Annotated in this window: 23 protein-coding genes; 10 read left to right on the top strand and 13 right to left on the bottom strand. The window is 71.6% G+C overall.

Annotation, left to right across the window (positions count from 1 at the left end; translation table 11 throughout):
* Nucleotides 1-177: 177 nt before the first annotated feature.
* The 7 genes from ACFY01_RS27015 to ACFY01_RS26985 all read right to left on the bottom strand — a co-directional run bounded on the left by ACFY01_RS27015 (nt 178) and on the right by ACFY01_RS26985 (nt 8,441).
* Nucleotides 178-1,770 (bottom strand): dipeptide ABC transporter ATP-binding protein, encoded by a 1,593-nt coding sequence (locus ACFY01_RS27015; RefSeq protein WP_390738322.1) that lies wholly within the window; start codon nt 1,768-1,770, stop codon nt 178-180.
* Nucleotides 1,767-2,765, bottom strand: coding sequence for an ABC transporter permease (locus ACFY01_RS27010; RefSeq protein ID WP_390738321.1), 999 nt, complete (start codon nt 2,763-2,765; stop codon nt 1,767-1,769). Before ACFY01_RS27010 ends, ACFY01_RS27015 begins: the two co-directional genes overlap by 4 nt.
* A complete protein-coding gene (locus ACFY01_RS27005) occupies nt 2,762-3,754 on the bottom strand; it encodes an ABC transporter permease (protein WP_390738320.1) in 993 nt (330 codons plus the stop codon). Before ACFY01_RS27005 ends, ACFY01_RS27010 begins: the two co-directional genes overlap by 4 nt.
* Nucleotides 3,755-3,758: 4 nt before the next feature.
* Nucleotides 3,759-5,477, bottom strand: coding sequence for an ABC transporter substrate-binding protein (locus tag ACFY01_RS27000; protein ID WP_390738319.1), 1,719 nt, complete (start codon nt 5,475-5,477; stop codon nt 3,759-3,761).
* A 200-nt stretch (nt 5,478-5,677) separates the two neighbouring features.
* Nucleotides 5,678-5,773 (bottom strand): Ms4533A family Cys-rich leader peptide, encoded by a 96-nt coding sequence (locus ACFY01_RS26995; RefSeq protein ID WP_390738318.1) that lies wholly within the window; start codon nt 5,771-5,773, stop codon nt 5,678-5,680.
* A 56-nt stretch (nt 5,774-5,829) separates the two neighbouring features.
* On the bottom strand, nt 5,830-7,410 hold the full coding sequence (locus ACFY01_RS26990; RefSeq protein ID WP_390738317.1) for a DUF3152 domain-containing protein: 1,581 nt from the start codon (nt 7,408-7,410) through the stop codon (nt 5,830-5,832).
* 8 nt (nt 7,411-7,418) lie between these two features.
* Nucleotides 7,419-8,441: an alpha/beta fold hydrolase gene (locus ACFY01_RS26985; RefSeq protein WP_390738316.1), complete on the bottom strand. Its 1,023-nt coding sequence runs from the start codon at nt 8,439-8,441 to the stop codon at nt 7,419-7,421.
* Nucleotides 8,442-8,651: 210 nt separating this feature from the next.
* Here ACFY01_RS26985 and ACFY01_RS26980 point away from each other — a divergent pair, with 210 nt between their 5' ends.
* From ACFY01_RS26980 to ACFY01_RS26965, 4 genes are all read left to right on the top strand, one after another.
* Nucleotides 8,652-8,897, top strand: coding sequence for a hypothetical protein (locus ACFY01_RS26980; protein ID WP_390738315.1), 246 nt, complete (start codon nt 8,652-8,654; stop codon nt 8,895-8,897).
* Nucleotides 8,898-9,079: 182 nt separating this feature from the next.
* A complete protein-coding gene (locus tag ACFY01_RS26975; RefSeq protein ID WP_390738314.1) occupies nt 9,080-9,721 on the top strand; it encodes a TetR/AcrR family transcriptional regulator in 642 nt (213 codons plus the stop codon).
* Between the two features lie 154 nt (nt 9,722-9,875).
* Nucleotides 9,876-10,103: a DUF3107 domain-containing protein gene (locus ACFY01_RS26970; RefSeq protein WP_361816082.1), complete on the top strand. Its 228-nt coding sequence runs from the start codon at nt 9,876-9,878 to the stop codon at nt 10,101-10,103.
* A gap of 194 nt (nt 10,104-10,297) precedes the next feature.
* Nucleotides 10,298-10,567 (top strand): hypothetical protein, encoded by a 270-nt coding sequence (locus tag ACFY01_RS26965; protein ID WP_390738313.1) that lies wholly within the window; start codon nt 10,298-10,300, stop codon nt 10,565-10,567.
* Between the two features lie 56 nt (nt 10,568-10,623).
* On the opposite strand, the gene ACFY01_RS26960 is transcribed toward ACFY01_RS26965, so the two are convergent.
* Nucleotides 10,624-11,370 (bottom strand): ferritin-like fold-containing protein, encoded by a 747-nt coding sequence (locus ACFY01_RS26960; protein WP_390738312.1) that lies wholly within the window; start codon nt 11,368-11,370, stop codon nt 10,624-10,626.
* Between the two features lie 492 nt (nt 11,371-11,862).
* On the opposite strand from ACFY01_RS26960, the gene ACFY01_RS26955 reads away from it, so the two are divergent.
* Both ACFY01_RS26955 and ACFY01_RS26950 read left to right on the top strand, forming a co-directional pair.
* Nucleotides 11,863-14,391 (top strand): DEAD/DEAH box helicase, encoded by a 2,529-nt coding sequence (locus ACFY01_RS26955; RefSeq protein ID WP_390738311.1) that lies wholly within the window; start codon nt 11,863-11,865, stop codon nt 14,389-14,391.
* 114 nt (nt 14,392-14,505) lie between these two features.
* Nucleotides 14,506-15,393, top strand: coding sequence for an alpha/beta fold hydrolase (locus tag ACFY01_RS26950; protein ID WP_390738310.1), 888 nt, complete (start codon nt 14,506-14,508; stop codon nt 15,391-15,393).
* Here the strand turns inward: ACFY01_RS26950 and ACFY01_RS26945 are convergent.
* Nucleotides 15,390-16,295 (bottom strand): NYN domain-containing protein, encoded by a 906-nt coding sequence (locus ACFY01_RS26945; protein ID WP_390738568.1) that lies wholly within the window; start codon nt 16,293-16,295, stop codon nt 15,390-15,392. The genes ACFY01_RS26950 and ACFY01_RS26945 overlap by 4 nt on opposite strands.
* 193 nt (nt 16,296-16,488) lie before the next feature.
* On the opposite strand from ACFY01_RS26945, the gene ACFY01_RS26940 reads away from it, so the two are divergent.
* Nucleotides 16,489-16,641 carry a hypothetical protein gene (locus ACFY01_RS26940; protein ID WP_165955544.1) on the top strand — a complete coding sequence of 51 codons (153 nt, stop codon included), beginning with the start codon at nt 16,489-16,491 and terminating at the stop codon, nt 16,639-16,641.
* A 96-nt stretch (nt 16,642-16,737) separates the two neighbouring features.
* Here the strand turns inward: ACFY01_RS26940 and ACFY01_RS26935 are convergent, their stop codons facing one another.
* From ACFY01_RS26935 to ACFY01_RS26925, 3 genes are all read right to left on the bottom strand, one after another.
* Nucleotides 16,738-17,343 (bottom strand): MarC family protein, encoded by a 606-nt coding sequence (locus ACFY01_RS26935; protein WP_390738309.1) that lies wholly within the window; start codon nt 17,341-17,343, stop codon nt 16,738-16,740.
* Between the two features lie 68 nt (nt 17,344-17,411).
* Nucleotides 17,412-18,269: a PHP domain-containing protein gene (locus tag ACFY01_RS26930; protein ID WP_390738308.1), complete on the bottom strand. Its 858-nt coding sequence runs from the start codon at nt 18,267-18,269 to the stop codon at nt 17,412-17,414.
* A 109-nt stretch (nt 18,270-18,378) separates the two neighbouring features.
* Nucleotides 18,379-19,020, bottom strand: coding sequence for a DUF6758 family protein (locus ACFY01_RS26925; protein WP_361457792.1), 642 nt, complete (start codon nt 19,018-19,020; stop codon nt 18,379-18,381).
* Nucleotides 19,021-19,178: 158 nt separating this feature from the next.
* Here ACFY01_RS26925 and ACFY01_RS26920 point away from each other — a divergent pair, with 158 nt between their 5' ends.
* Nucleotides 19,179-20,438, top strand: a complete 1,260-nt coding sequence (locus ACFY01_RS26920) for an MFS transporter (protein WP_390738307.1) — start codon at nt 19,179-19,181, stop codon at nt 20,436-20,438.
* Nucleotides 20,439-20,468: 30 nt separating this feature from the next.
* On the opposite strand, the gene ACFY01_RS26915 is transcribed toward ACFY01_RS26920, so the two are convergent.
* Entirely contained in the window at nt 20,469-21,053 is a 585-nt protein-coding gene (locus ACFY01_RS26915; RefSeq protein ID WP_390738306.1) for a suppressor of fused domain protein, read from the bottom strand.
* A 479-nt stretch (nt 21,054-21,532) separates the two neighbouring features.
* Between ACFY01_RS26915 and ACFY01_RS26910 the strand changes: the two genes are divergently transcribed.
* Nucleotides 21,533-22,651, top strand: a complete 1,119-nt coding sequence (locus tag ACFY01_RS26910; RefSeq protein ID WP_390738305.1) for a magnesium and cobalt transport protein CorA — start codon at nt 21,533-21,535, stop codon at nt 22,649-22,651.
* A gap of 35 nt (nt 22,652-22,686) precedes the next feature.
* The gene (locus tag ACFY01_RS26905) at nt 22,687-23,205 is read left to right on the top strand and encodes a hypothetical protein (protein ID WP_390738304.1); all 519 of its coding nucleotides are present in this window, start codon (nt 22,687-22,689) and stop codon (nt 23,203-23,205) included.
* Nucleotides 23,206-23,364: the final 159 nt, after the last annotated feature.

Here is a 23,364-nt window from a genome sequence, read left to right as displayed (position 1 = left end):
GCCCCGGGGGGGGGCGCGGGGGTGGGGGGGGGGGGGGGGGGGGGGGCCCAGGTTGGGCGCCCCGGGGGGGGGGGCGGGGGGGGGGGCCCCCCCCCCCCACCAAAAGGGGTGAACGGTCGTAACTTTCCCGTGCGGGTCGCGTTCTGTCGCGCTATGAGATCACGCGGACGCGCACGGTCATGCCGCGGTGAGCTCCCGGCGGACGGCCCGCCGCTCGGCGGCGACCCGGGGGTCCAGGGCGGGTACGGCGGCCAGCAGTTGCCTGGTGTACGGCTCCCGCGGGTTGTCGTAGACCTCGTCGGCGGGTCCGTACTCCACGACCTGCCCGCGGCGCATCACCGCGACCCGGTCGCTCACCTGCCGTACGACGGCGAGGTCGTGGGCGACGAAGACCAGTGCGAGCCCGAGTTCGCGCTGAAGCTCGCCGAGCAGGGCCACCACCTGGGCCTGCGTGGTGACGTCGAGGGCGGAGACGGGTTCGTCGCAGACGATGACGCGCGGGTCGGCCGCGAGCGCCCGCGCGATGCCCACGCGCTGGCGCTGTCCGCCGCTGAACTCGTGCGGGTAGCGGCTGTAGTGCGCCCCTTCGAGTCCCACGCGCTCCAGGAGTTCCGTCACCCGCCCCCGGATGCGCTCCTCGTCCCGGTCGCCCCGCGCGCGGAGCGGGTCGGCGATGGACTCGCCCACGCTGCGGCGGGGGTTGAGGGAGGAGACGGGGTCCTGGAAGACCATCTGCACGGCCGGGTTCACGCCGCTCACCGCGCGGCCCTCGTAACGGACCCCGCCCGCCGTCGGCTCCAGCAGCCCGACCAGCATGCGCCCGAGCGTCGTCTTGCCGCTGCCGCTCTCGCCCACGATGCCGAGGGTCTCGCCCCGGTGGACGGTCAGCGACACGTCGTCGACGGCCATGAACGCGCCCTTGCCCCGGCCGAACTCGCGCCGCAGGCCGGTCGCCTCCAGCACGACCTCCTCGGTCGCCCGCGAGGCTGCGCGCGGGGCGTCCACGCGGGGGACCGCGCCGAGCAGCTCCCTGGTGTACGGCTCGGCGGGCGCCCCGAGGACGGAGCCGACCGAACCGTGCTCGACCGCCTTGCCGTGCCGCATGACCAGTACCTCGTCGACGCTCTCGGCGGCCACGCCGACGTCATGGGTGACGAGCAGCAGGCCCATGCCGGTCTCCTCGCGCAGGCTGTGCAGCAGATCGAGAATCTGGGCCTGCACGGTCACGTCGAGGGCGGTGGTCGGCTCGTCGGCGATGAGCAGCTGCGGTTCGCACGCCAGCGCCATGGCGATCAGGGCCCGCTGGCGCATGCCGCCGCTGAACTCGTGCGGGCGGGAACGGGACCGCCGTGCCGCGTCCGGGATGCCCACCCGGTCCAGCACCTCGACGGCACGCGCGCGTGCCGCCCGGCGTGACGCGCGCGTGTGCACGCGGTACACCTCGGCGATCTGGTCGCCGATCGCGTAGTACGGGTCGAGCGAGGACAGCGGGTCCTGGAAGACCATGGCGGCCTTCGCCCCGCGCAGCCGCCGCAGTTCCTCGTCCGAGCCCTGCTGCACGTCGGTGCCTGCGACCTGGACCGAGCCGCCGACCCGGGCTCCCGTGCCCCGGTGCAGGCCCAGCAGGGCGCCGGCGACCGTGGACTTGCCGGAGCCGGACTCGCCGACCAGGGCCAGGGCGGCGCCGGGTTCCAGCCGGAACGACAACCCGTCCACGGCCCTGAGGGACCCGAACTCGACGCTCAGGTCCGTCACTTCCACCAGGCTCATGCGAGCACCACCCGTCGGTCGGCCACCGCGTACAGCACGTCCGCGACGGCGTTGGCGAGGACCACGAAGAAGCCGACGACCAGCACCATGCCGACGACCACCGGCAGGTCGACGACGTTCACCGCGTGCACCAGCTCCTGGCCGATGCCGGGCAGGCCGAAGAGGGTCTCGGTGAGGACGGCGCCGCCGATGGCCGAGCCGACGTTGTTGGCGTTCAGCGCGATGACGGGCGCCAGCGCGCCGCGCAGTGCGTGCCGTCCGACGATCGACCGCTCCCCCACGCCGTAGGCGCGGAAGGTGCGGATGTGGTCCTCGGCGAGCGTCTCCAGCATGGCCGCCCGGGTGAGGCGCGCGAACGCGGCGGCCTCGATCAGGGCCAGCGAGAGCCAGGGCAACAGCAGGTTCCACGCCCACTGCTCGGGGTCGTCGGTGAAGTTCACGTACTGCGGGAAGGGCAGCAGTTGCAGTTCGCCGCAGACGACGATCATCAGGATCAGGCCGATGACGAACACCGGCGTGGCCCAGCCCGCCAGCGTGAGCGTGGTCAGCACCCGTTCGGTGAGCCGGCCGCGCCGCCAGGCGGAGAGGACGCCGGTGCCGACGCCGAGGCCGAGCCAGATCACCATCGCGCCGACGACCAGCGACAGGCTTACCGGGAGCTTGGCCAGGATGATGTCGGTGACCTGCTGGTCGCTCTGGTACGACAGCCCGAGGCAGGGCGCCGGGCAGTGTGCCACGGACGTTCCCGTCGAGTAGTCCTGGCCCGCGACGAGACCCACCAGGAAGTGCCAGTACCGCAGGTACAGCGGGTCGTCGAGTCTGAGCTGCTGGGCGACCTGGTGCACCTGTTCCGGCGAGCAGCGCGGGCCACAGGTGATCTGGGCGACGTTGCCGGGGGTGGCGTAGAAGACGACGTAGACGATCACCGAGATGGCGAACAGGGTGACCACGGCGCCGAGGGTGCGGCGCAGGACGAATCCTCCGAAGCCGTTCATGCCTTGGCCTCCCGCTTCCGGCCGGTGCCGACGCGCAGGCGTGAGGCGGCGCGCGGGTCGAGGGCGGTGCGCACGCCGTCGCCGAGGACGGTGAGGGCGAGGACGGTGACGAACAGCGCGCCGGCGGGCAGCAGCAGGTACTGCGGTGCCGCCTGGTACCAGACGTCGGCGGCGGTGAGCATCTGCCCCCAGGAGGGCGTCGGGGGCTTCACGCCGACGCCGAGGAAGGACAGGGCCGCCTCGATGGAGACGTTCGTGGGGACGAGCAGCGCCGCGTAGGTGATGACGGGGGCGGCGAGGCCCGGCAGGAGTTCCCGGCGGGCGATGCGCCAGGTGCCCCAGCCGCTCAGCCGGGCGGCGGAGACGTAGTCGAGCCCCTTCAGGGTGAGGGTCTGGGCCCGCACGATCTTCGCGGTGGTGCCCCAGGCGATCAGGCCGATGACCAGGGTGACCAGGACGGGCCGTGGGAAGCTCGGCGGGACGATCGCGAGCAGCGCCAGCGACATGATCATCAGCGGCATGGAGACGATGATGTCGGTGGCCCGGCTCAGCAGCTGGTCGACCCAGCGGTTGCCGAGCGCGGCGGCGACACCGACGGTGACGCCGAGGGAGATCTGCACGACCGTCGCCGCCAGCGCGACACCGAGGGACACCCGCGCGCCGTACACCAGTCGCGCGAACAGGTCGCGGCCGGTCTGCGGCTCCACGCCGAGCCAGTGGTCCGCGCTGACGCCACCGAAGGAACCGACGGGCACGCCGCCGCGCGCGGAGTCGATGAGTGAGGGGTGGTAGGTGGTGGGGTCCTGGCCCTCCAGTGCGGTGAGCAGCGGCGCGGCGAGCGCGACCAGGACGAGCAGCGCGACGACGACGGCCGCGACGAGGGCGGCGCGCTGCTCCCGCAGTCGCCGCCAGAACTGACGGGCCCCCGAGGCCGCCGGGACGGAGGTGTCCGTCACGGCGGCCTCGACGGCGACAAGTGCCTCGCTCACGGTGTTACTTCACCGCGACCTGGGAGATGTCCAGGACGCCGGTCCAGTCACTGATCACGACGTTCTTGATGTCCTTGCCGACCAGGCGCTTGTAGACCGGGTGGAACAGCGGCACGGTGAGGGCCTGCTCGCCGATCTTCTTGTCCAGCGCGCCCCATCGCTTCGCGGCGGCCTGGAGGTCCGTCAGCTTGTTGATCGCGTCGATCTCGTCGTTGACCGACTTGTCGTTCAACTGCCCGTTGTTGAAGTTGGCGCCGTCCTTGACGATCTGCCGGCCGTCGAAGATCGGGGCGAGGAAGGGACCGCCGGAGGGCCAGTCGGCACCCCAGTGGGCGAGGAAGAGGCCGGGCTCGGTCTTCACGCCGTGGATCTTGTCCCGGTAGTCGTTGTCCTCCAGACCCTGGAGCTTGACCGTGATGCCGGCCTTCTTGAGCGCGTCCTGGACGGCGGTCGCGATCTCCGGGCTGGTCTCGAAGTCCTTGCTGTTGGAGTGCGTGAGGGTGATGGTGAGCCCGGATTTGTAGCCGGCCTCCTTCAGCAGCTCCCTGGCCTTCGCCGCGTTGCCCGTCTTCCCGGCCGGGAACAGGTCGTACGGCGTGTAGCCGAAGGACTTCTGGTTCGGCAGGTAGGTGGTCGCGGGCTCGGCGAGCGCGGAACCGCCCGCCGCGTTGACGACGGACGACCGGTCGATCGCGTACGAGATCGCCTGCCGGACCTTGATGTTGTCGAACGGCTTCACCTTCGGGTTGAACGCCAGGTAGTTCGTGTAGCCGAAGTGGCCGGTGCCCACGCGCGCGGCCAGTGTCTTGTCGCCGGACACCTTGGCGAGTTCGGCCGGCCCGAGGTTGGTGTCGGTGGTGACCGCGGCAGCGTCGGCGCCCTGGGACGCGGAGAGCCGCTGGTTGATCACGGAGGAGTCCAGCCCGGACCGTACATCGACGGTGTCGGGGTAGGCCTTGCGCTCGTCGTCGACGGCCGTCGACCAGTACTTGTTGCGCTCCAGGACCAGGTGTTCGCCGTCGTTCTCGTTCTTGACGACCTTGTACGGGCCCGAGGAGACGGGGTGGCTCTCGTACTTGGTACCGGTGTCCTTGCTCTTCGGGACCGGCGTGAACTGGGTCTGGGTGGCCAGGTACGGGAACTCGCCCTCGGGCTTGTTCAGGTGGAAGACGATGGTGCGGCTGTCCGGCGTCTCGATCGCCGACAGGCCCTTCTTGTCCTTGTACGGCCCCTGGTAGTCGGCGGCGCCGACCAGCCAGTCCCTCAGGTAGGGGGCGCCGCCGGAGAGTTCGGGGGCGAAGGAACGCTCGATGCCGTACTTGATGTCGGCCGTGGTGATCGGGGTGCCGTCCTCGTACTTGAGGCCCTTCTTCAGGGTGTACGTCCACACGGTCGCGTCCTTGTTGGGGCGCCCGGTGTCGGTGGCCAGGTCGGGGACGACCTTGGCGCCGGCCGCGCCGTTCTCGCGGTTGCGGGTGGTGAGGGTGCGGAAGACGAGGGAGGGGACGTTTCCGCCGCCGGAGGTGTAGAGGCGGGCGGGGTCGAAGTCCGTCTGCGCCTCGGAGTTCAGGACTGTGAGGGTGCCGCCCTTGTGGGGCGTGGAGTCACCACCGGAGGCCTTGGCATCGTTGTCCTTCGGCCCGCAGGCGGCGACGCCGGCTGCCACGACCAGGCTGACGGATGCCGCGGCCACTCGGCGCGCTCTGACGGACGGTTGACGCATCGGAATGACGACCTCTCGGTTGGCTTGTCGGCTGTCGCGCCCGAGGTTCTCGGATGCCTCTCGAATGGCGAGACAGATGGACGAGGAGTGAGACGAAAGTGAACAGACGTCTGCCCCGGCGCCGGGTCGTCGAAAAACCGTGACCTGTGTCACGGTTCAGGGTGATGGAACATCGCGACGCGAACGCCAGGCGGGCGGCGTCAGCAACAGTGGATGTCGGCCACGCAGAGCGCGGTCACGCCGATGAGCGCCAGCTCTATGGCGGCGCTCCCGTCGGCGGCATGACTAGACCACATGCGCAGAAATATGAACGACCTTTCGACGCATGTCAACGTGACGTGAGATCAGCCGGTCAACTTCTGGGATAAGGCCAGGGGTTGGGCAGACAGTGGATGCCGTCGTGGTTCAGGAACTTGGTCTGCTGCTGCATCACCGGGGCCAGCTCGCCGTTCTTGTCGCAGGTGACATGGCCGTAGCCGAGCCGGTGGCCGACCTCGTGGTTGATGAGCATCTGGCGGTAGGCGTGGATCTTGTCGCCGTACGTCTTCGAGCCCTGCGCCCAGCGGTAGGCGTTGATCATCACGCGTTCGGTGGCGGCCGAGTCGCAGGAGACGTTGTCCTCCGTGGTGTCCAGGCCGGACTTGGCACACCATGCGGCGGTGGTGCCGGGGCTGGCGAGGGTGATGACGAAGTCGGGCTTGCCGGAGGAGACGCGCTCGAAGGTACGGGCGCCGCCGTGGGCCCAGCTGCGGTCGTCGTTGAGCGTCTTCTGCACGGCCTCGGCGAAGAGCTCGCCGTCCAGGCCGAGTCCCTGCTCGACGTCCACACGGTAGGTGTACTTGTGCCCCTTGCCGGGCGCCTTGGCCGCACCGGGGACCGCGTCGAACTTCCCCGGGCCCTTCAGGGTGGCGCTGAGCGGGTACTTGTCGGCCATCTTCTGGTCGTACGTCAGTGTCGTCAGGTTCGGGGATCCGGGAGACGTCACCCCTTCGTCCCCGCCCGAGGCGGAGTCGCGGGCGTCGCGGGATCCGTCGGTGGCGGACCTGGACTGCGGGGCGCCGTCGTCCTTGCCGTCGGTCACCTGCCCGGCCACGATCACCGCCAGCACGGTGGTGACGGCGGCCGCCGCGATACCGGTGAAGGTCCGCCCCTTGATCCTCTTGGTCTGCGCGGGCTCACCGGCCGCGGGGGCGTCGTCGTCCGCGCCGGTGGTCCCGGGTGCCCGGGTCGGCGCGGGCACGTACGTCTCCGTGCGCCGCGTGGCGGTTCCCTTCCGGGGCGCGAAGACGTCGTCGTCCTCGTCGGGCCGGCCGTCGAAGGCGTCCAGGTACTCCTTCCGGGGCCCGCCGGAAACCTTCAGCCGCTGCCGCGGCACGGCGGCCCCGGGCCCGGCCGCGCCGGAGCGCGCGTCCCGGCCGCCTTCACCCCGGCCCGCGAACTCGCCCCAGCCACCGCCGGGTTCCCGCTGCTCGGGGTGGCCGCCACGGGTTCGGGGTACGCCGCGGTCGGGGGCAGCACCGGGAAATCGGGGCGCGCCACCGGCCGGAGTGCCGTCCTGCGTACGGGGCACGTCCCGCGTCTGAGTACCGTCCTGCATACGTGGCATACCACGCGCAGGACTGCCCTCCTGCATACGCGGCACACCGCGCGCCGGGGTGCCGTCAGGCATACGGGGTACTCCCTGAGCGGGCGCCCCGTCGGGGCGGCGCGGCACGCCGTGCCCCGGTCCCCCGTCCATCGGCGCCCGGCGCTGTCCCGGCACGGGACCGGCACCCGGCCGGCCGCCCGGCATCACCCCGGGAGCCGCTCCCGGCTCCCGCTCGTCCCGGGCAGCGCCCTGCCCGGTGCGGCTCCCGCCGGAGGTCTGTGCGGTTGTGGCCGCGGAGCCGGAGTCACCCTTGGGTGCCTTCCCGCGGCGGCTGTGGCGTCCCACCTCGCCCCTCAGCCCCCCGCACCCGCGACGGCGGTGCCGTCGGCGCCGGCGGCACCCGGGCCGCCTTCGACTGCCAACTCGCCCACCTCGGCGAGAAGTTCCCGGAAGGCCCCGGCCACCGTGTCCGGGTACTCCATCATCGCCACGTGCCCGGCGTCCGGCAGGGACAGCAGACGGGAGTCACGGAAGGAACGGGCCGCCTTCCGGGCCATGCGGTAGCCGACCAGCTGGTCACGGCCGCCGTAGACCAGGAGCGTCGGGGCGAGGACGCGTTCGGCCTGGCGCCAGAGACCGTGCTGGCCGCCGAGCGTGTAGGCGTTGACGATCCCGCGCGCGGAGCGCGTCATGGCGTCCCAGAAGTACGGCAGCCGCAGCCGCCGCTCCAGTTCCTCGACGGCGTGCCCGAACGCCTCGGGCGACACCCGCCCGGGGTCGCCGTAGCACAGGGCCGTGACGCCCCGGACGCGTTGCTCGGCCGACCACTCCTTGGTGAAGCGGGTGAAGAGCGCGGCCACGCCGGGCACGCCCAGCAGCGCCGTCGGCACCGCCGTCCGCTGCACGCGCAGTTCGGGGAGCGCGGGCGAGACCAGGGTGAGGGTGCGGACGAGATCGGGGCGCACGGCGGCCACGCGCGTGGTGACCGCGCCGCCCAGGGAGTTGCCGAAGAGATGGACCGGGCCGCGGCCGGTCGCGTCGAGATAGCGGATGACCGCGCGCGCGTGTCCGGTGACGGAGTAGTCGCCGTCGTCCGGCGGCGGGGAGTCCCCGAAGCCCGGCAGGTCGACCGCCTCGCTGTCGACGACGCCGTCGAGCTCGAGCATCAGCGCCGACCAGTTCTGCGAGGAACCACCGAGCCCGTGCACGTACAACGCGGGCGGCAGCCCCTCACGCGCGGGTGGTCTCGACCGGACCGTCAGCGTGACCCCCGGCAGACCCACCGACCTGAGCCGCTCGCCCTCCGCGACCCTCACGGGCAGCGCCCTCGGCAGGACGCTCGCGGCCGGTACGGACGGCAACTCGGTCGAAGACATGCGGCAATGTTACGAGACGATCACGTAGTGGTTCATGTGTTCGCCGTCACAGAGTGGAACGTTCCGCACCGGTGATTCGGCCGATGAGCCGCACAACGATCGGGGGCACATGGCATAGCGTCCGCATCGGGTGTCTCCTACGCTCATACAAAGGGCACCCGAATGTGGCCCCTGCTGCTTCCGGGGACGTTCGTAGGAAGGGAGCCCACCATGGCCTATGACCCCAGCGATCCCGAGACGTTTCAGGACCCCGAGACGCTTCAGGAACTCGAGACCGAGGACGACCTGACGGAGATCGACGTCGAGGCCCCGGAGGTCGACGCCGCCGAGCAGCACGCGGACCTCGCCCCGGACCACGACGACCCCCTCGAGGAGGTGGACCCGGACCGCGCGAACGAGGCCGACCTCATCGAACAGGCGCGGGTCGTCTCCCTCGACGAGGACGACTATCGCTGACCGTCGGCCGCCCATCGCCGGCCGGGCATGCGGCGGCCTGCCCGGTTTTGTGGGTGTCCGGACGGCTTTCGCCTTCGTCCGGTACGTGAAATTCTGCGCTCTCACCGCGCACAGCACGGTTACCGAAAAGTACGATGGCCGCGCGGCGCACACCGCATGTGGACGTGATTTTGGGAGGCGGCGTGACAGCCATCGAGCAGACAGAGGCGGCACGCCCGCGGGGCACTCGCCTGCCGCGCCGTGCCCGCCGGAACCAGCTCCTGGGTGCCGCCCAGGAAGTCTTCGTGGCCCAGGGCTACCACGCGGCCGCCATGGACGACATCGCCGAGCGCGCCGGCGTCAGCAAGCCGGTGCTCTACCAGCACTTCCCGGGCAAGCTCGACCTCTACCTCGCCCTGCTGGACCAGCACTGCGAGTCGCTGATCCAGTCCGTGCGGAACGCGCTCGCGTCGACGACCGACAACAAGCAGCGCGTACGGGCGACGATGGACGCCTACTTCGCGTACGTCGAGGACGACGGCGGCGCCTTCCGCCTGGTCTTCGAGTCGGACCTGACGAACGAGCCCGCGGTGCGCGAGCGCGTCGACAAGGTCACGAACGAGTGCGCCGAGGCGATCTGCGACGTGATCGCCGAGGACACGGGCCTGTCGCGGCCCGAGTCGATGCTGCTGGCCTCCGGTCTCGGCGGGCTCGCCCAGGTGGTGGCGCGCTCCTGGCTGCACAGCGACCGCAGCGTCCCGCGCGACCAGGCGGTGCAGCTGCTGACCTCGCTGGCCTGGCGGGGCATCGCGGGCTTCCCGCTGCACGGCATCGACCACCACTGAGCACGCACGTGCGGCGGGCGCGGGCGGTTTGTTCCCGCCCGCTGTTCGCTCGTGGCGTTCTCGCGCTGAACGTGTACGTCCCCTCACCGGGCTAATGTGTGCTGGGTACGGCGCGGAAGGTCGCGCACTCACTGACCGTCGGAGGGACATAGCCGTGGAGGTCAAGATCGGCGTGCAGCACGCGCCCCGCGAGATCGTTCTGGAGAGCGGTCAGAGCGCGGAGGAGGTCGAGCGCGTGGTGGCCGAGGCGCTGGCCGGCAAGACGCAGCTGCTGAGCCTCGAGGACGAGAAGGGCCGCAAGGTCCTGGTCCCGTCGGACCGCTTGGCGTACGTCGAGCTCGGCGAGCCTTCCGTGCGGAAGGTGGGCTTCGGCCCGCTGTAGTCCGTACGCGGAAGACGCCCTACACACCGGGAAGGGGCCCGGCGGCAGCTCGCCGCCGGGCCCCTTCCCGTGTCCGGGCCCGCTCCACGGATGGATCACAAGTCGTCCACAGGGGAGGATTGCATTCCGCAGGTCACGGGTATGACGGGCTACGACCGTGAAGCGCAGCCGGCCACGTGGGAGGGACCCCGCACATGATCCTGGAAGCTCTCGGCTCCGCCCTGCTCGGTCTGGCGCTGGCCTGGGCCGCGGTGCACCGGCTCGCCCACCGGCTGCCCGCCCGCGCCCTGGTGTTCGGCACGGGTGTCGCCGGAGCCCTCTTCGGGGACTTCGTCACCCACAGCGCACTGGGCCCCGGCACCGTGCTGCCGAGTCTGCTCGGCGCGGCGGCCGTCTCCGCGGCGTCGCTGTCGCTCCTGCTGCGCCCGTCCGGACGCCTGCGCCGACGATCAGCGACGGCGTAGGCGTCCGGACGGGCGTGCCAGGCTCCGCGTCCGCGGCGTGATCCGTCGGGCGGGACCTACGCCGCCAGGCCCAGCGCGGCCATTCGCTTGGTGTGGGCCTCGGTGATGCGGGAGAACATCCTGCCGACCTCGGCGAGGTCGAAGCCGTCCGCCACACCGCCGACGAGCATCGTGGACAGCGCGTCCCGGTCGGCGACGACCCGCTGCGACTGCGACAGGGCCTCACCCATCAGACGCCGCGCCCACAGGGCGAGCCGGCCGCCCACGCGCGGGTCCGCGTCGATGGCGGCGCGCACCTTCTCCACCGCGAAGCCGGCGTGCCCGGTGTCGTCGAGGACGGCCAGCACCAGCTCGCGGGTGTCGGAGTCGAGGCGCGCCGCTACCTCCCGGTAGAAGTCGCTGGCGATCGAGTCGCCGACGTACGCCTTGACCAGGCCCTCCAGCCAGTCCGAGGGCGCGGTCTGCCGGTGGAAGCCGTCCAGTGCCGCGACGAACGGCTCCATGGCGAGGGTCGGTTCCGCGCCGATCTCGGTGAGCCGGTCCCGCAGCCGCTCGAAGTGGTGGAACTCCGCCGACGCCATCTTCGCCAGCTCCGCCTTGTCCGCCAGCGTGGGCGCCAGCTTGGCGTCCTCCGCGAGGCGCTCGAACGCCGCGAGCTCCCCGTAGGCGAGCGCGCCGAGCAGGTCCACGACCGCGGCGCGGTACTGCGGGTCGCTGGATGCCTTGGCCCAGTCCTGGGCGGCGACGCCGGTGTGTTCGGCGGTGGCGTTGTCAGGCTTGTCAGAGCTCGTCATGAAGCGCACAATAGCCCGCTCGCCGCCCTGATGAAGCCCCTGGTCAACCACTGTGACGACGACTACGTGACCAAATCGGCCATCACATGTGCACGATTCCGGGGTATGGTGGTAATGCGCCTGCTGGGTGGGTCGAGAGTACTCGACGTGCCGCGACAGGCCGCACGCATGAGGATGCCCGGTCGGTGGCCCGATCGGCTCCGACCCGACAGCCCTCCCATGCCGTGCGCCATCGTGCGTACGACGACCGGAGGGACACCCTCAGCGGTACGAGCGCTAGAGCGTCGGCAGAGGTCCCGTGCCATACGGCTTGCCCGAGCGGTTTGCCCGTACGGCAGCCGACGTCCCCCGGCATGGTCCGACACGACCCCCGCGCTCGCCTCGCGCCGCACACACAGAAGAGGCAGCACCCTGACTACGTTTCGTGAACTCGGAATCCTTCCCGAGACCGCCGAGGCCCTGGAGGCCGTCGGCATCACCACCCCCTTCCCCATCCAGGAGATGACGCTCCCCGTCGCCCTCTCGGGCACCGACGTCATCGGCCAGGCCAAGACCGGCACCGGCAAGACGCTGGGCTTTGGCCTTCCGCTCCTCGAGCGCGTGACCGTCCCCGCCGACGTGGAGGCGGGCCGCGCCCAGCCCGAGGCCCTCACCGACGCCCCGCAGGCGCTCGTCGTCGTCCCCACGCGCGAGCTGTGCACGCAGGTCACCAACGACCTGCTGACCGCGGGCAAGGTGCGCAATGTGCGCGTCACCGCGATCTACGGCGGCCGGGCCTACGAGCCCCAGGTGGAGGCCCTGAGGAAGGGCGTCGACGTGGTCGTCGGCACCCCGGGCCGACTGCTCGACCTGGCCGGCCAGAAGAAGCTGAACCTGAAGCACGTCAAGTGCCTGGTCCTCGACGAGGCCGACGAGATGCTCGACCTGGGCTTCCTGCCCGACGTCGAGAAGATCATCGACATGCTGCCGGTCAAGCGCCAGACCATGCTGTTCTCGGCCACCATGCCGGGCGCGGTCATCGGTCTCGCGCGCCGCTACATGTCGCGGCCCACGCACATCCGCGCCACCGCGCCGGACGACGAGGGCGCGACGGTCGCGAACATCAAGCAGTTCGTGTACCGCGCCCACTCCATGGACAAGCCGGAGATGGTCGCCCGCATCCTCCAGGCCGAGGGCCGCGGACTGGCGATGATCTTCTGCCGCACCAAGCGCACGGCCGCCGACATCGCCGAGCAGCTCCAGCGCCGCGGCTTCGCCTCCGGCGCGGTCCACGGCGACCTCGGCCAGGGCGCCCGCGAGCAGGCGCTGCGCGCCTTCCGCAACGGCAAGGTGGACGTCCTCGTCTGTACCGACGTGGCCGCGCGCGGCATCGACGTCGAGGGCGTCACCCACGTCATCAACTACCAGTCCCCCGAGGACGAGAAGACGTACCTGCACCGGGTCGGCCGTACGGGCCGCGCGGGCGCCAAGGGTACGGCGATCACGTTCGTCGACTGGGACGACATCCCGCGCTGGCAGCTGATCAACAAGGCGCTGGAGCTGGACTTCAACGACCCGGTGGAGACCTACTCGAGCTCCCCGCACCTGTTCACGGACCTCTCCATTCCCGAGGGCACCAAGGGCGTCCTGCCGCGCTCGGAGCGTACGCGCGCCGGGCTGGACGCGGAGGAGCTGGAGGACCTGGGCGAGACCGGTGGCCGCGGTGCACGCGGTCGCGGTGGCCGAGGTGGCAGGGGCGACTCCCGTGGCGGGGACGCCCGGGGCGGTGACGCCCGGGGCGGTGACGCCCGGGGCGGTGACGCCCGGGGCGGTGACGCCCGTACCGCCGAGCGCGAGCGTCCGGCGCGTACGCCGCGCCGTCGCCGCCGCACGCGCGGCGGGACCCCGCTGGACTCCGCGCCCGGCACGGCGCCGGTCGAGTCCGCGTCGCCGGCCGCCGAGGCGGGCCCGGCGGAGGAGAACACCGCGCCGCGCACGCTGCGCCGCCGTCGCCGTACGCGCGGCGGGGCTGCTGCGGCGGAGGCGGTCCCTGCCGCCGAGACCGTGGTGGCCGAGGTCGCGCCGGCCGCGGAGGCCGTCGTGGCGACGGCGGAGGGTGAGGCCACGGCCGACGCCGTCGAGAAGCCGCGCCGCCGCCGTACCCGCAAGACGGCGGAGCCGGTCGTCGCCCCGGCCGAGGCGGCGCCCGCGGTCGCGGCCGAGGTGACCCCCGTCGTGGAGACGCCGGAGGAGAAGCCGCGCCGGACCCGCACCCGCAAGACGGCAGCCCCCGCCGAAGCCGCGGTCGACACCGCGGAGGCCACCGAGGCCAAGCCGCGTCGCCGCACCCGCAAGGCCACCGCCGAGCCGGCCCCGGCCGAGGTCGCGGCCCCGGAGACGGTGGAGGCGGCTCCCACCGCCGAGGCCACCGAGACCAAGCCGCGCCGCACCCGGGCCCGCAAGACGGCGGCTCCCGCCGAGGCCGCGGTCGACACCGCCGAGGCCACGGAGGCCAAGCCCCGCCGCACCCGCAAGACCGCGGCAACCGCGCCGACCACCACCGAAGCCCCGGCAGACGTGACGGCCGAAGCGGAGGCCAAGCCCAAGGCACGCCGCACCCGCAAGACGGCGGCCCCCGCCGAAGCGGTGCTCGACACCGCCGAGGCCACCGAGGCCAAGCCCCGCCGCACCCGCAAGACCGCGGCGACCGCGCCGACCACCACCGAAGCCCCGGCAGACGTGACGGCCGAGGCCGAGGCCAAGCCCAAGGTGCGCCGCACCCGCAAGACCGCGGCAACCGCGCCGACCACCACCGAAGCCCCGGCAGAGGCGGAGGCCGAGGCCAAGCCCAAGGTGCGCCGCACCCGCAAGGCCGTCGCCGAGATCCCGGCGCAGGCCGGTGGCGAGGAGGCGGAGGTCAAGCCGCGGCGCCGTACGCGCAAGGCGGCGGAGCCGGCGGTGGAGACGGCCGAGGCCACGCCGGCCAAGCCCCGCCGCACCCGCAAGACCGCGGCGACGGCGGCGGCCACCGCCGAAGCCCCGGAGGCCTGATCCGGCGACCGGAGCCCCAGCGGTCCGCGACGCAGTACCCGGCGGCCCGGTCCACCTCGTGTGGGCCGGGCCGTCGGCGTTCCGCCCTTCTTCCGCTCCCGATAGCCTCTGCTCATGAGCAGGCCTCCCACCTTCGTCCCGCCCCCAGGCGCCCGCGCCTACCGACTGCGCACCCCGCGCGGTGAGTTCGCGGTCGTCGACGCGCCCGCGGCCGCCGGTGTCGAGCCCAAGGGGGTCGCTCTGCTGGTGCCCGGGTTCACGGGCAGCAAGGAGGACTTCAACCCGTTGCACGTGCCGCTCGCGGAGCGCGGCTACCGGACCGTCGCCGTCGACGGCCGCGGCCAGTTCGAGTCGGGCGGGCCCGAGCGCGACGAATCCCCGTACGCGCAGGAGGAGTTGGCGCGGGACCTGCTGGCGCAGGCCGAGGCGCTGGGCACCCCGGTGCATCTGCTGGGGCACTCCCTGGGCGGACAGATCTCGCGCGCCGCCGTCCTCACCGACCACTCGCCCTTTCGCTCGCTCACCCTGATGGCCTCGGGACCGGCCCAGATCTCCGTCGGCCAGCAGCAGCGCGTGAAGCTGCTGCGCGACGCGCTGGCCGTGATGACGATGGCCGAGGTGTGGGAGACCATCCAGGCCATGGAGCTGCCCGAGGAGGCCGACACCGGCGAGCTCGACGCCGGTCTCGACGACCGGGAGGACCTGCGGCGCCGCTGGCTGGGCACCAGGCCCGCCCAGCTCATCGCCACCGGACGGCAGTTGTGCACGGAGCCGGACCGGGTCGCGGAACTGGCCGCCGTGCCGCTGCCCTTCCACGTGCTGTCCGGCGCGGCCGACGACACCTGGCCGGTGCCGCTCCTCGACGAGATGGCCGTACGGCTCCGCGCCCGCCGCACGGTCATCGAAGGCGCCCTGCACTCACCCAACACCGACCAGCCGCCGGCGACCGCCCGAGCGCTCGCCGACTTCTGGGACGACAGCGACCACTTCACCGGGCCCTAGTACTGCGTCTGAAGGTGCTCCCAGAACCCGTCCCGCAGGGCGCGCCGCAGGTCTGCCTGGCCGCGCAGGGAGTACTGGAGGATGCCCTCGGCCTCGACGAGGAGGTCCTGGTCGACGGAGCCGGGCAGGTAGGGGTGGCCGGGCAGCAGTTCCACCAGGGCGTCCCGGCCGCGGGCGGCGAGCCACTTCGCGGCGATCTGCGCGCCGACGAAGCGGACGTCCTCGCGGGTGGGCCGGGCCGCGGCCGACGCGTCGTAGGCGTGGGCGGTGCGCCGGGAGACGTACGGCTTGAAGAAATCGAGGTCGAAGGTGCGCTGGCTGTCGACCTCCCAGAGCAGCGGCTCGGCCTGGTTGCGGCCTTCGGGGGCCTCGATGCCCCAGAGGTGGACGCGGGCGCCGTACCCCTGCGCCGCCTCCACCGCCGACACCAGGTCCTCGTCGCCGCCGAGGAGGGCCGCGTCGCTGATCGCGCGGTGGCGGGCGAGGGACTCCAGGTCGGAGCGGATGAGTGAATCGACGCCCTTCTGCTGGTTGTTGGCGTTGAGGTTGCCGAGGCGCACCTTGACGTCGGGCAGTTCGGCGATGGACTGCTGCTCGGCGGTGTGGATGCGGCGCCGGGCGCCGTCGTACCAGTAGACCCGCAGCAGCCTGCTGTCCGCGAAGATGTTGCGGGCGCGGTCGATCAGCGCGTCGATGAGGCCCTCGGCGTCGAGGTCGAAGGCCCGGCGGTCCTCGGTCCCGGCCACCAGGCGGCCCGCGGCCGCGTAGAGGTACCCCGCGTCGACGAAGATCGCATGGGTCGAGGGCGTCTTCGCCACTTCGGCGAGCATGCGCTGGAGCAGCTCGTTCGTGCGGTCGATGCGGGCTTGCAGGGCCGCGAGGTCGTCGTTCATCGACTCCATTGTCCCGGCGGTCACGCTGCGAACACAACCGGTCCCGGTCAGTCTCCCGAAGACGCCTTACCGGTCAGTAGTTAGTCGTTCGAAAAATTTATTTAGCGTAGGGAATGTTTGTAACACACAGCCCGTTGAATACGTATGTCACGACGACACCAGTAGTTCTCCGCAGGAGGATGACCAGACGAAGGGAGAAGCCATGCGCTTCGAGATCATGCGACTCGACGAGGTCGACGGCAGCACCGTGGACAGCACCGTCGTGGACGCCGCCTCCGTCAATCGGATCGTGCAGCAGGCCGCCGCCATCGGGCAGCGACTGTGGATCCGGCCGGCCGAGACCCCGGCCTCATAACAGACGCGTAGTACCGCGGAAGCTTCAGAGCCCCCGAACGGCACCGATGCCGTACGGGGGCTCTGCGCATGGCGGGCGCGCCCGCCGTTCAGGGGTTCAGGCGCCCTTGATCACCTGCGTGACGCCGTTGATGATCTGCTGCACCGCGATCGCGGACAGCATCATGCCCGCGAGCCGCGTCACCAGGACGACGCCGCCGTCCTTGATGACCCGGATGATCAGCAGCGAGTAGCGCATCACGAGCCACAGCACGACGTGGATGGCGAGTATCGCGGTCCACACCGACACCTGCGTGGCGACGCTGCCGGCCTTCTGCACGGCCAGGATCACCGACACGATGGCCCCCGGGCCCGCCAGCAGCGGCATGCCGAGCGGCACCAGGGCGACGTTGACGTCCTTGGTCTGCTTGGGCTCGTCGGTCTTGCCGGTGAGCAGGTCGAGCGCGATCAGCAGGAGCAGCAGGCCGCCCGCGATCATCAGGGCGGGAACGGAGACGTGCAGGTAGTTCAGGATCTGGTGGCCGAGGACACCGAACACGGCGATGACCCCGCCGGCCACGCAGACCGCCTGGAAAGCCATCCGCTTCTGCACCTTGGCGGGGCGTCCGGCGGTCAGCGCCAGGAAGATCGGGGTGATCCCCGGGGGATCCATGATGACAAAAAGGGTGAGGAACAGGGAGCCGAAGACGGCGACGTCGAACATGGGTGAGCTACAGGCCTTGCTGGAAGAGGTACGGAGGTGGAGTGCGGGAGGGCGGAGAGGCCCCGGCCTCAGGCTCCGCCGGTCCCCGGCACCGGGAACGCCCCGGTCGCCCGGCGTGTGATCTCCCCGTACACCTCGGGGTCCGTCGTGTACTCGCCCAGCGCCACGGTCTTCCGGCTGCCGTGGTAGTCCGAGGACCCCGTGACCAGCAGCCCCAGCTCCTTCGCCAGTCCGCGCAGTCGCGCCCTGGCGTCGGCGTCGTGGTCCATGTGGTCGACCTCGATGCCGTCGAGGCCGGCCGCGGCCAGCTCGGCGATGCGGGCCTCGGGCACCGTACGGCCCCGCTTGGCGGCGGCCGGGTGGGCGAAGACGCATACTCCGCCCGCGCCCTTGACCAGCCGGATCGCCTCGAAGGGGTCGGTCTCGTGCTTCTCCACGAAGGCCCGGCCGCCGTCGGCCAGCCACTGCTCGGTGAACGCGTCGCTCACCGTGGGCACGACGCCGAGCTCGACGAGCGCGGAGGCGACGTGCGGGCGCCCGACCGAGCCGTCCCCGGCGATGCGCCGCACCTGTTCCCAGGTGACCGGCACACCCAGCTCGTTCAGCTTGGCGACCATGCCCTTGGCCCGGGGCACCCGGTCGTCCCGGACCAGCTCGCGCTCGGCGAGCAGGGCGGGCTCCTCGGGGTCGAAGAGGTAGGCCAGCATGTGCATGGAGACGCCGTCGACACGGCAGGACAGCTCGGCGCCGGTGGCCAGGGTGAGGCCCTCGGGCAGCGCGGCGATCGCCTCGGCGTGGCCGCGGGTGGTGTCGTGGTCGGTCAGCGCAACGACGTCCAGACCGGCCGCTGCGGCGTTCTTCACCAGTTCGGCCGGGGTGTCCGTACCGTCGGAGGCCGTGGAGTGGCAGTGCAGATCGATGCGCACGACGCGGACTCCAGGCGGGGACGGTACGGGAGGGGACACCTAAGAATAGCGGGAGCGAAGGGGTGCGTTGTCACACCCGCAACCCCGCTACGCCCCCTACAGCCGGCTCTCAGGGTTCCAGCAGCCGCGGGGACAGCGCGCCGCACGGCACCAGGTCCAGCTCCGCCCCCGCGTCGCGCAGGTCGGTGAGCACCAGCTCGTCGTACATCAGCAGCCCGGTCGTCTCCGGCCACACCACCGCCCACACCCACAGCCCGAGCGCCTCGCCCGCGAAGACGGCGCGGTCGTCGGGGGTGCGGTAGACGTGCCAGAGCGGGGTCGGGCGGCCGGCGGCGAGCACCTTGGCCTGGGGCGGCTTCTCGACGTTCATGTACGGCCCCGGGTCCGGGGCGTCGATGCCCGCGTAGCGCGCGCCGAGGCCGACGCCGAGTTCCTCGGCGACCAGGATCAGCTCCCCCACCCCGCCGAGCGGGCCGGGTCCGGAGCAGGCCACCGCGGTGGCCCGGCCGCCGCTGCGGTCGTCGCCCGCGTAGCGCACACCGGTGAACAGCCAGCCGACCGGCAGCGGCCACGGCATCCACACCGGCACCTGCGTGCGGTGCACGACCACGCTCAGCGCCTCGACGCTGGGCGGGATCACAGGCTGGAGCGGATGCACCGCCCCGTGCACATCGCACTGCCAGGAGTCGGCGAAGAGACCGGGAGCCCTGACCCGGCCACCACACTTCGGGCAACTGGGTTCGCCCCTCATAGGGCTCCACGGTCCTACCCGCGCCGCGTCACGTCAAGGACGATCACCCGTCCGGAGGCGGTGCCTGACCAGGAAAAACTAGGTGCATCTTGCATTAATTAGCCAACCTAACGTATCGTGTGTATATACCAACTACCTCAGTGGACGGGAGAGAGGGCATGGACACCTTCGATGCGGGAGCCGGCGGCCTCCTGCGGCAGCCCAAGGCGGTCTGGGCGACGGCCGGCGCGTCCGTCGTCGCCTTCATGGGCATCGGCCTGGTCGACCCGATCCTGCCGTCCATCGCGCAGGGCCTCGACGCCACGCCCAGCCAGGTCTCGCTGCTCTTCACCTCGTACTTCCTGATCACCGCCGTCGCGATGCTGCTCACCGGCTTCGTCTCCAGCCGCATCGGCGGCCGCAGGACGCTGCTGCTCGGCCTCGCCTTCGTGGTGGTCTTCGCGGGGCTCGCCGGCACCTCGGGCTCGGTCGCCGAGCTCGTCGGCTTCCGGGCCGGCTGGGGGCTGGGCAACGCCCTGTTCGTGTCGACCGCCCTCGCGGTGATCGTCGGCGCGGCGGCCGGCGGCAGTGCCGCGGCGATCCTGCTCTACGAGTCCGCCCTCGGCCTCGGCATGGCCTGCGGCCCGCTGCTGGGCGCGGTGCTCGGCAACATCAGCTGGCGCTACCCCTTCTTCGGCACGGCCACGCTGATGGCGGTCGGCTTCCTGTGCATCACGGCGTTCCTGAAGGAGCAGCCGAAGCCCGCCCGCAAGACCTCGGTCCTGGACCCCGTCAAGGCGCTGGGCCACGGCGGCCTGGCCTCGGCGGCGGTCTCGGCGTTCTTCTACAACTACACGTTCTTCACCGTGCTGGCCTTCACCCCGTTCGTGCTGGACATGACCCCGTACCGCTCGGGTGCCGTGTTCTTCGCCTGGGGCGTGCTCCTCGCCGTCTTCTCGGTGATCGTGGCGCCCCGTATGCAGGCGCGGTTCGGCTCGCTGAAGGTGCTCGGCGGCTCCCTGCTGCTGCTCGCCGCCGACGTGCTCGTCCTCGGCTACGGCGACCACACCACGGCGATCGTCTGCACGATCCTGTCCGGCGCCTTCATCGGCGTGAACAACACGGTCTACACCGAACTGGCCCTGGGCGTGTCGGACGCGCCGCGGCCGGTGGCGAGCGCGGGCTACAACTTCGTGCGGTGGTTCGCGGCCGCGGCGGCGCCCTACTTCGCGCCGAAGATCGAGGAGTGGACCGACATCCACGTCCCGTTCGCGGTCGCGGCGGTCACCGCGGTGCTGGGGGCGCTGGTCGTCCTCGTCCGGCGTAACGCCCTCACCCTCCCCCACTCTCGACTTCGCTCGAGCGGGGAGACCCCCATCGCGGAGGCGCCGGAAACCCCCCACGCCGCCGAGGACGGGGTCACGGTCTTCGTCAACTGACCGCGCCCGAGCGGCCTTTGGTGAGCTTGCTCACTCCAGCGGGACGGACCTGCGGGAAGGATCCCTCAGGTCCGTCCCGTTCGTCAGCCAGCGCTCCTGGAGGGCCTGCGCGCCGTGCACCCGCTTCCAGGCGGCCTCGTTCGGGGTCATCGGCAGCAGCGGCAGGAACCGTACGGCGTCCATCGGCTCGTCGAGCTCCAGATCCTCGACCAGGCCACCGGGCTCACCGACCAGCACCGAGGTGAAGGGGGCCCCGGGCCACAGCGGTTCGCCCACGTCCAGCGAGGCGCCGGGGGCCACCACCACTCCCTCCACCTGCGGGGACGCGGCGAGTACGGCCAGCGGGCGCAGCACCTTGTCGGTCTCCGCCAGGCCCGCGCGGACGGACAGGACCAGCTCGGCACGGGGGCCCTTGACGGGGTCGGCGAGCATCGCCGTGGGGTCCGTCATGGGGTGCGCGGACATGCCGAGCGTCGCGTAGCGGACGACGTCCCCCTCCTGGAAGCGGAGCACCTCGATGCGGTCCGTGCCGAGGAAGGTGACCGCGGCGCGCGCACCCGGTTCGCCCAGCGCGGAACTCAACCGGGCCTCGACGAGAGGCAGAACATCAACCATGCGGTGAGCATAGAACTCGTCAGCTCCGGGCAAAGCGGCGCCTTGACACTTCGGGCGACTGATACTCTGAGCCGGTGGTTCGGGGCAGCACGCTGAAGCGTCGCTATCGAGTCCCGACGCCGATGAGACTCCCTTACGAGGGACCGGCCGGAGGAGGTGGGGCTGTCATGGATCGAAGTCGACCGTGCAGTACCACTCGCTCTTCCGGCTGCTGATGAGTTTCTGGCTGGCTGCCACCTTCACGTTCGCGTCGTCGGGTCGTCGTTCGGCCGTCGTCCGGAAGAGCACTTCGTTTCGCTTTGCCTGATTTTCGTCTGATCTGCATCAGTTCTGAATCAGTAGCGAATCCGCCACCGTGACGGTGCGGTGCTCCCCGCTTTGTGGACGTGCCAAACATCCGCAGTGAAAACGTCCTCATTCCGGGTAGTTCCACCCGCCCCCGGCGGTCTTTCGTTGCTCGCCCGCGAAGGAGCCTGCCCATGTCGATGATCCGCGACCTGCGCGCCGTCGTCCGCCCCTCCCGTGTCTCGCTGCGCAAGGACACCGGCGTGTACGACACCACCCGCGACCCCGCCACCCCGTCGGCCGTCGTCGACTGCGCCGTCTACCGCGACGGCGCCCGCGTGGACTTCGGCGAGTCGCTGACCCCGCAGGAGGCGATGCGCCAGGTGCGGCGCGACGGGGGCTTCGTGTGGATCGGCCTGCACGAGCCGACCGAGGCCGAATTCGCCGGTATCGCCGGTGAGTTCGGGCTGCACCCGCTGGCCGTCGAGGACGCCGTGCAGGCGCACCAGCGGCCGAAGCTGGAGCGCTACGACGACTCGCTCTTCACCGTCTTCAAGACCATCCACTACGTCGAGCACGACCGGCTCACCGGCGACAGCGAGGTCGTGGAGACCGGCGAGGTCATGTGCTTCACCGGCCGGGACTTCTTCATCACCGTCCGGCACGGCGGGCAGGGCTCGCTGCGGGCGCTCAGGCACCGGCTCCAGGACGACCCCGAGCTGCTCGCCAAGGGCCCCTCGGCGGTGCTGCACGCCATCGCCGACCACGTCGTCGACGGGTACATCGCGGTGGCCGACGCCGTGCAGGACGACATCGACGAGGTGGAGACCGAGGTCTTCTCGCCCGGCCGCAAGGGCGGGGTGTCCCGTGGTGTGGACTCGGCGCGGATCTACCAACTCAAGCGCGAGGTACTGGAGTTCAAGCGTGCGGTGTCGCCCCTGCTGCGACCCCTCCAGCTGCTGAGCGAGCGGCCGATGCGGCTGATCGACCCCGACATCCAGAAGTACTTCCGGGACGTCGCCGACCACCTCGCCCGGGTCCAGGAGCAGGTGCTGGGCTTCGACGAACTGCTGAACTCCATCCTCCAGGCCAACCTCGCGCAGGCGTCCGTCGCGCAGAACGAGGACATGCGCAAGATCACCGCCTGGGCCGCGATCATCGCGGTGCCGACGATGGTGTGCGGGGTGTACGGCATGAACTTCAAGTACATGCCGGAGACGCACTGGAAGTACGGCTACCCGGTGATCATGGGCATCACCATGGTGATCTGCGTGGGCATCCACCGGACGCTGAAGCGCAACGGCTGGCTGTAGGCCCTGCCTGCCGACGCCTGGATAGGCTGGTCGCCATGACAACTCCCGAGCTGCTCGACCAGGCCCTCGTCGAGGAGGCCACCAAGAAGTCCGGCCTCGTCTGGGTCAAGGGCGCCGGCGTCCGCACCGCGCGTGCGCTGTGGCACGTGTGGCACGAGGGCGCGGTGTGCCTGGTCGGCGACGGGCCCGGGGAGCAGCCGCTGCCCGGGCTGGCCGACGGCGGCACGGCCGAGGTCACCGTGCGAAGCAAGGACAAGGGCGGTCGGCTGGTCACCTGGACGGCAGCCGTGTCCGAGCTCGCGCCCGGCTCCGAGGCGTGGGAGGCGGCGGTCGCCGAGCTGAAGGGCAAGCGCCTGAACGCACCGGACGGCGAGGAGATGACGCGGCGCTGGCTCAGCGAGTGCCGGGTGCTCCGGCTGACGCCGGCGGGGTCGTCGCTGCCGTTGCCCGAGGGCAGCCTGGCCGAGCCGCCGGTGCCGTCACCGGCGACGACGCGCCGGCCGATCCCGGCGGGACTGCCGCGGTTGCTCGCGAAGCGGCGCAGGGGGAAGTAGCGGTTCGGCTCCGCCGGGGCCGCTGTCGTGGTTGAGCGCGGTCCGGCACCGCCGGGAGCCACCGTCGTGGTTGAGCGCGGTCCGGCACCGCCGGGAGCCACCGTCGTGGTTGAGCGCGGTCCGGCACCGCCGGGAGCCACCGTCGTGGTTGAGCGCGGT

Origin of the sequence: Streptomyces sp. NPDC001480 (genome assembly GCF_042894725.1) — a bacterium.
Taxonomy (GTDB): domain Bacteria; phylum Actinomycetota; class Actinomycetes; order Streptomycetales; family Streptomycetaceae; genus Streptomyces.
This window is presented reverse-complemented; position numbering and strand designations above follow the sequence as displayed.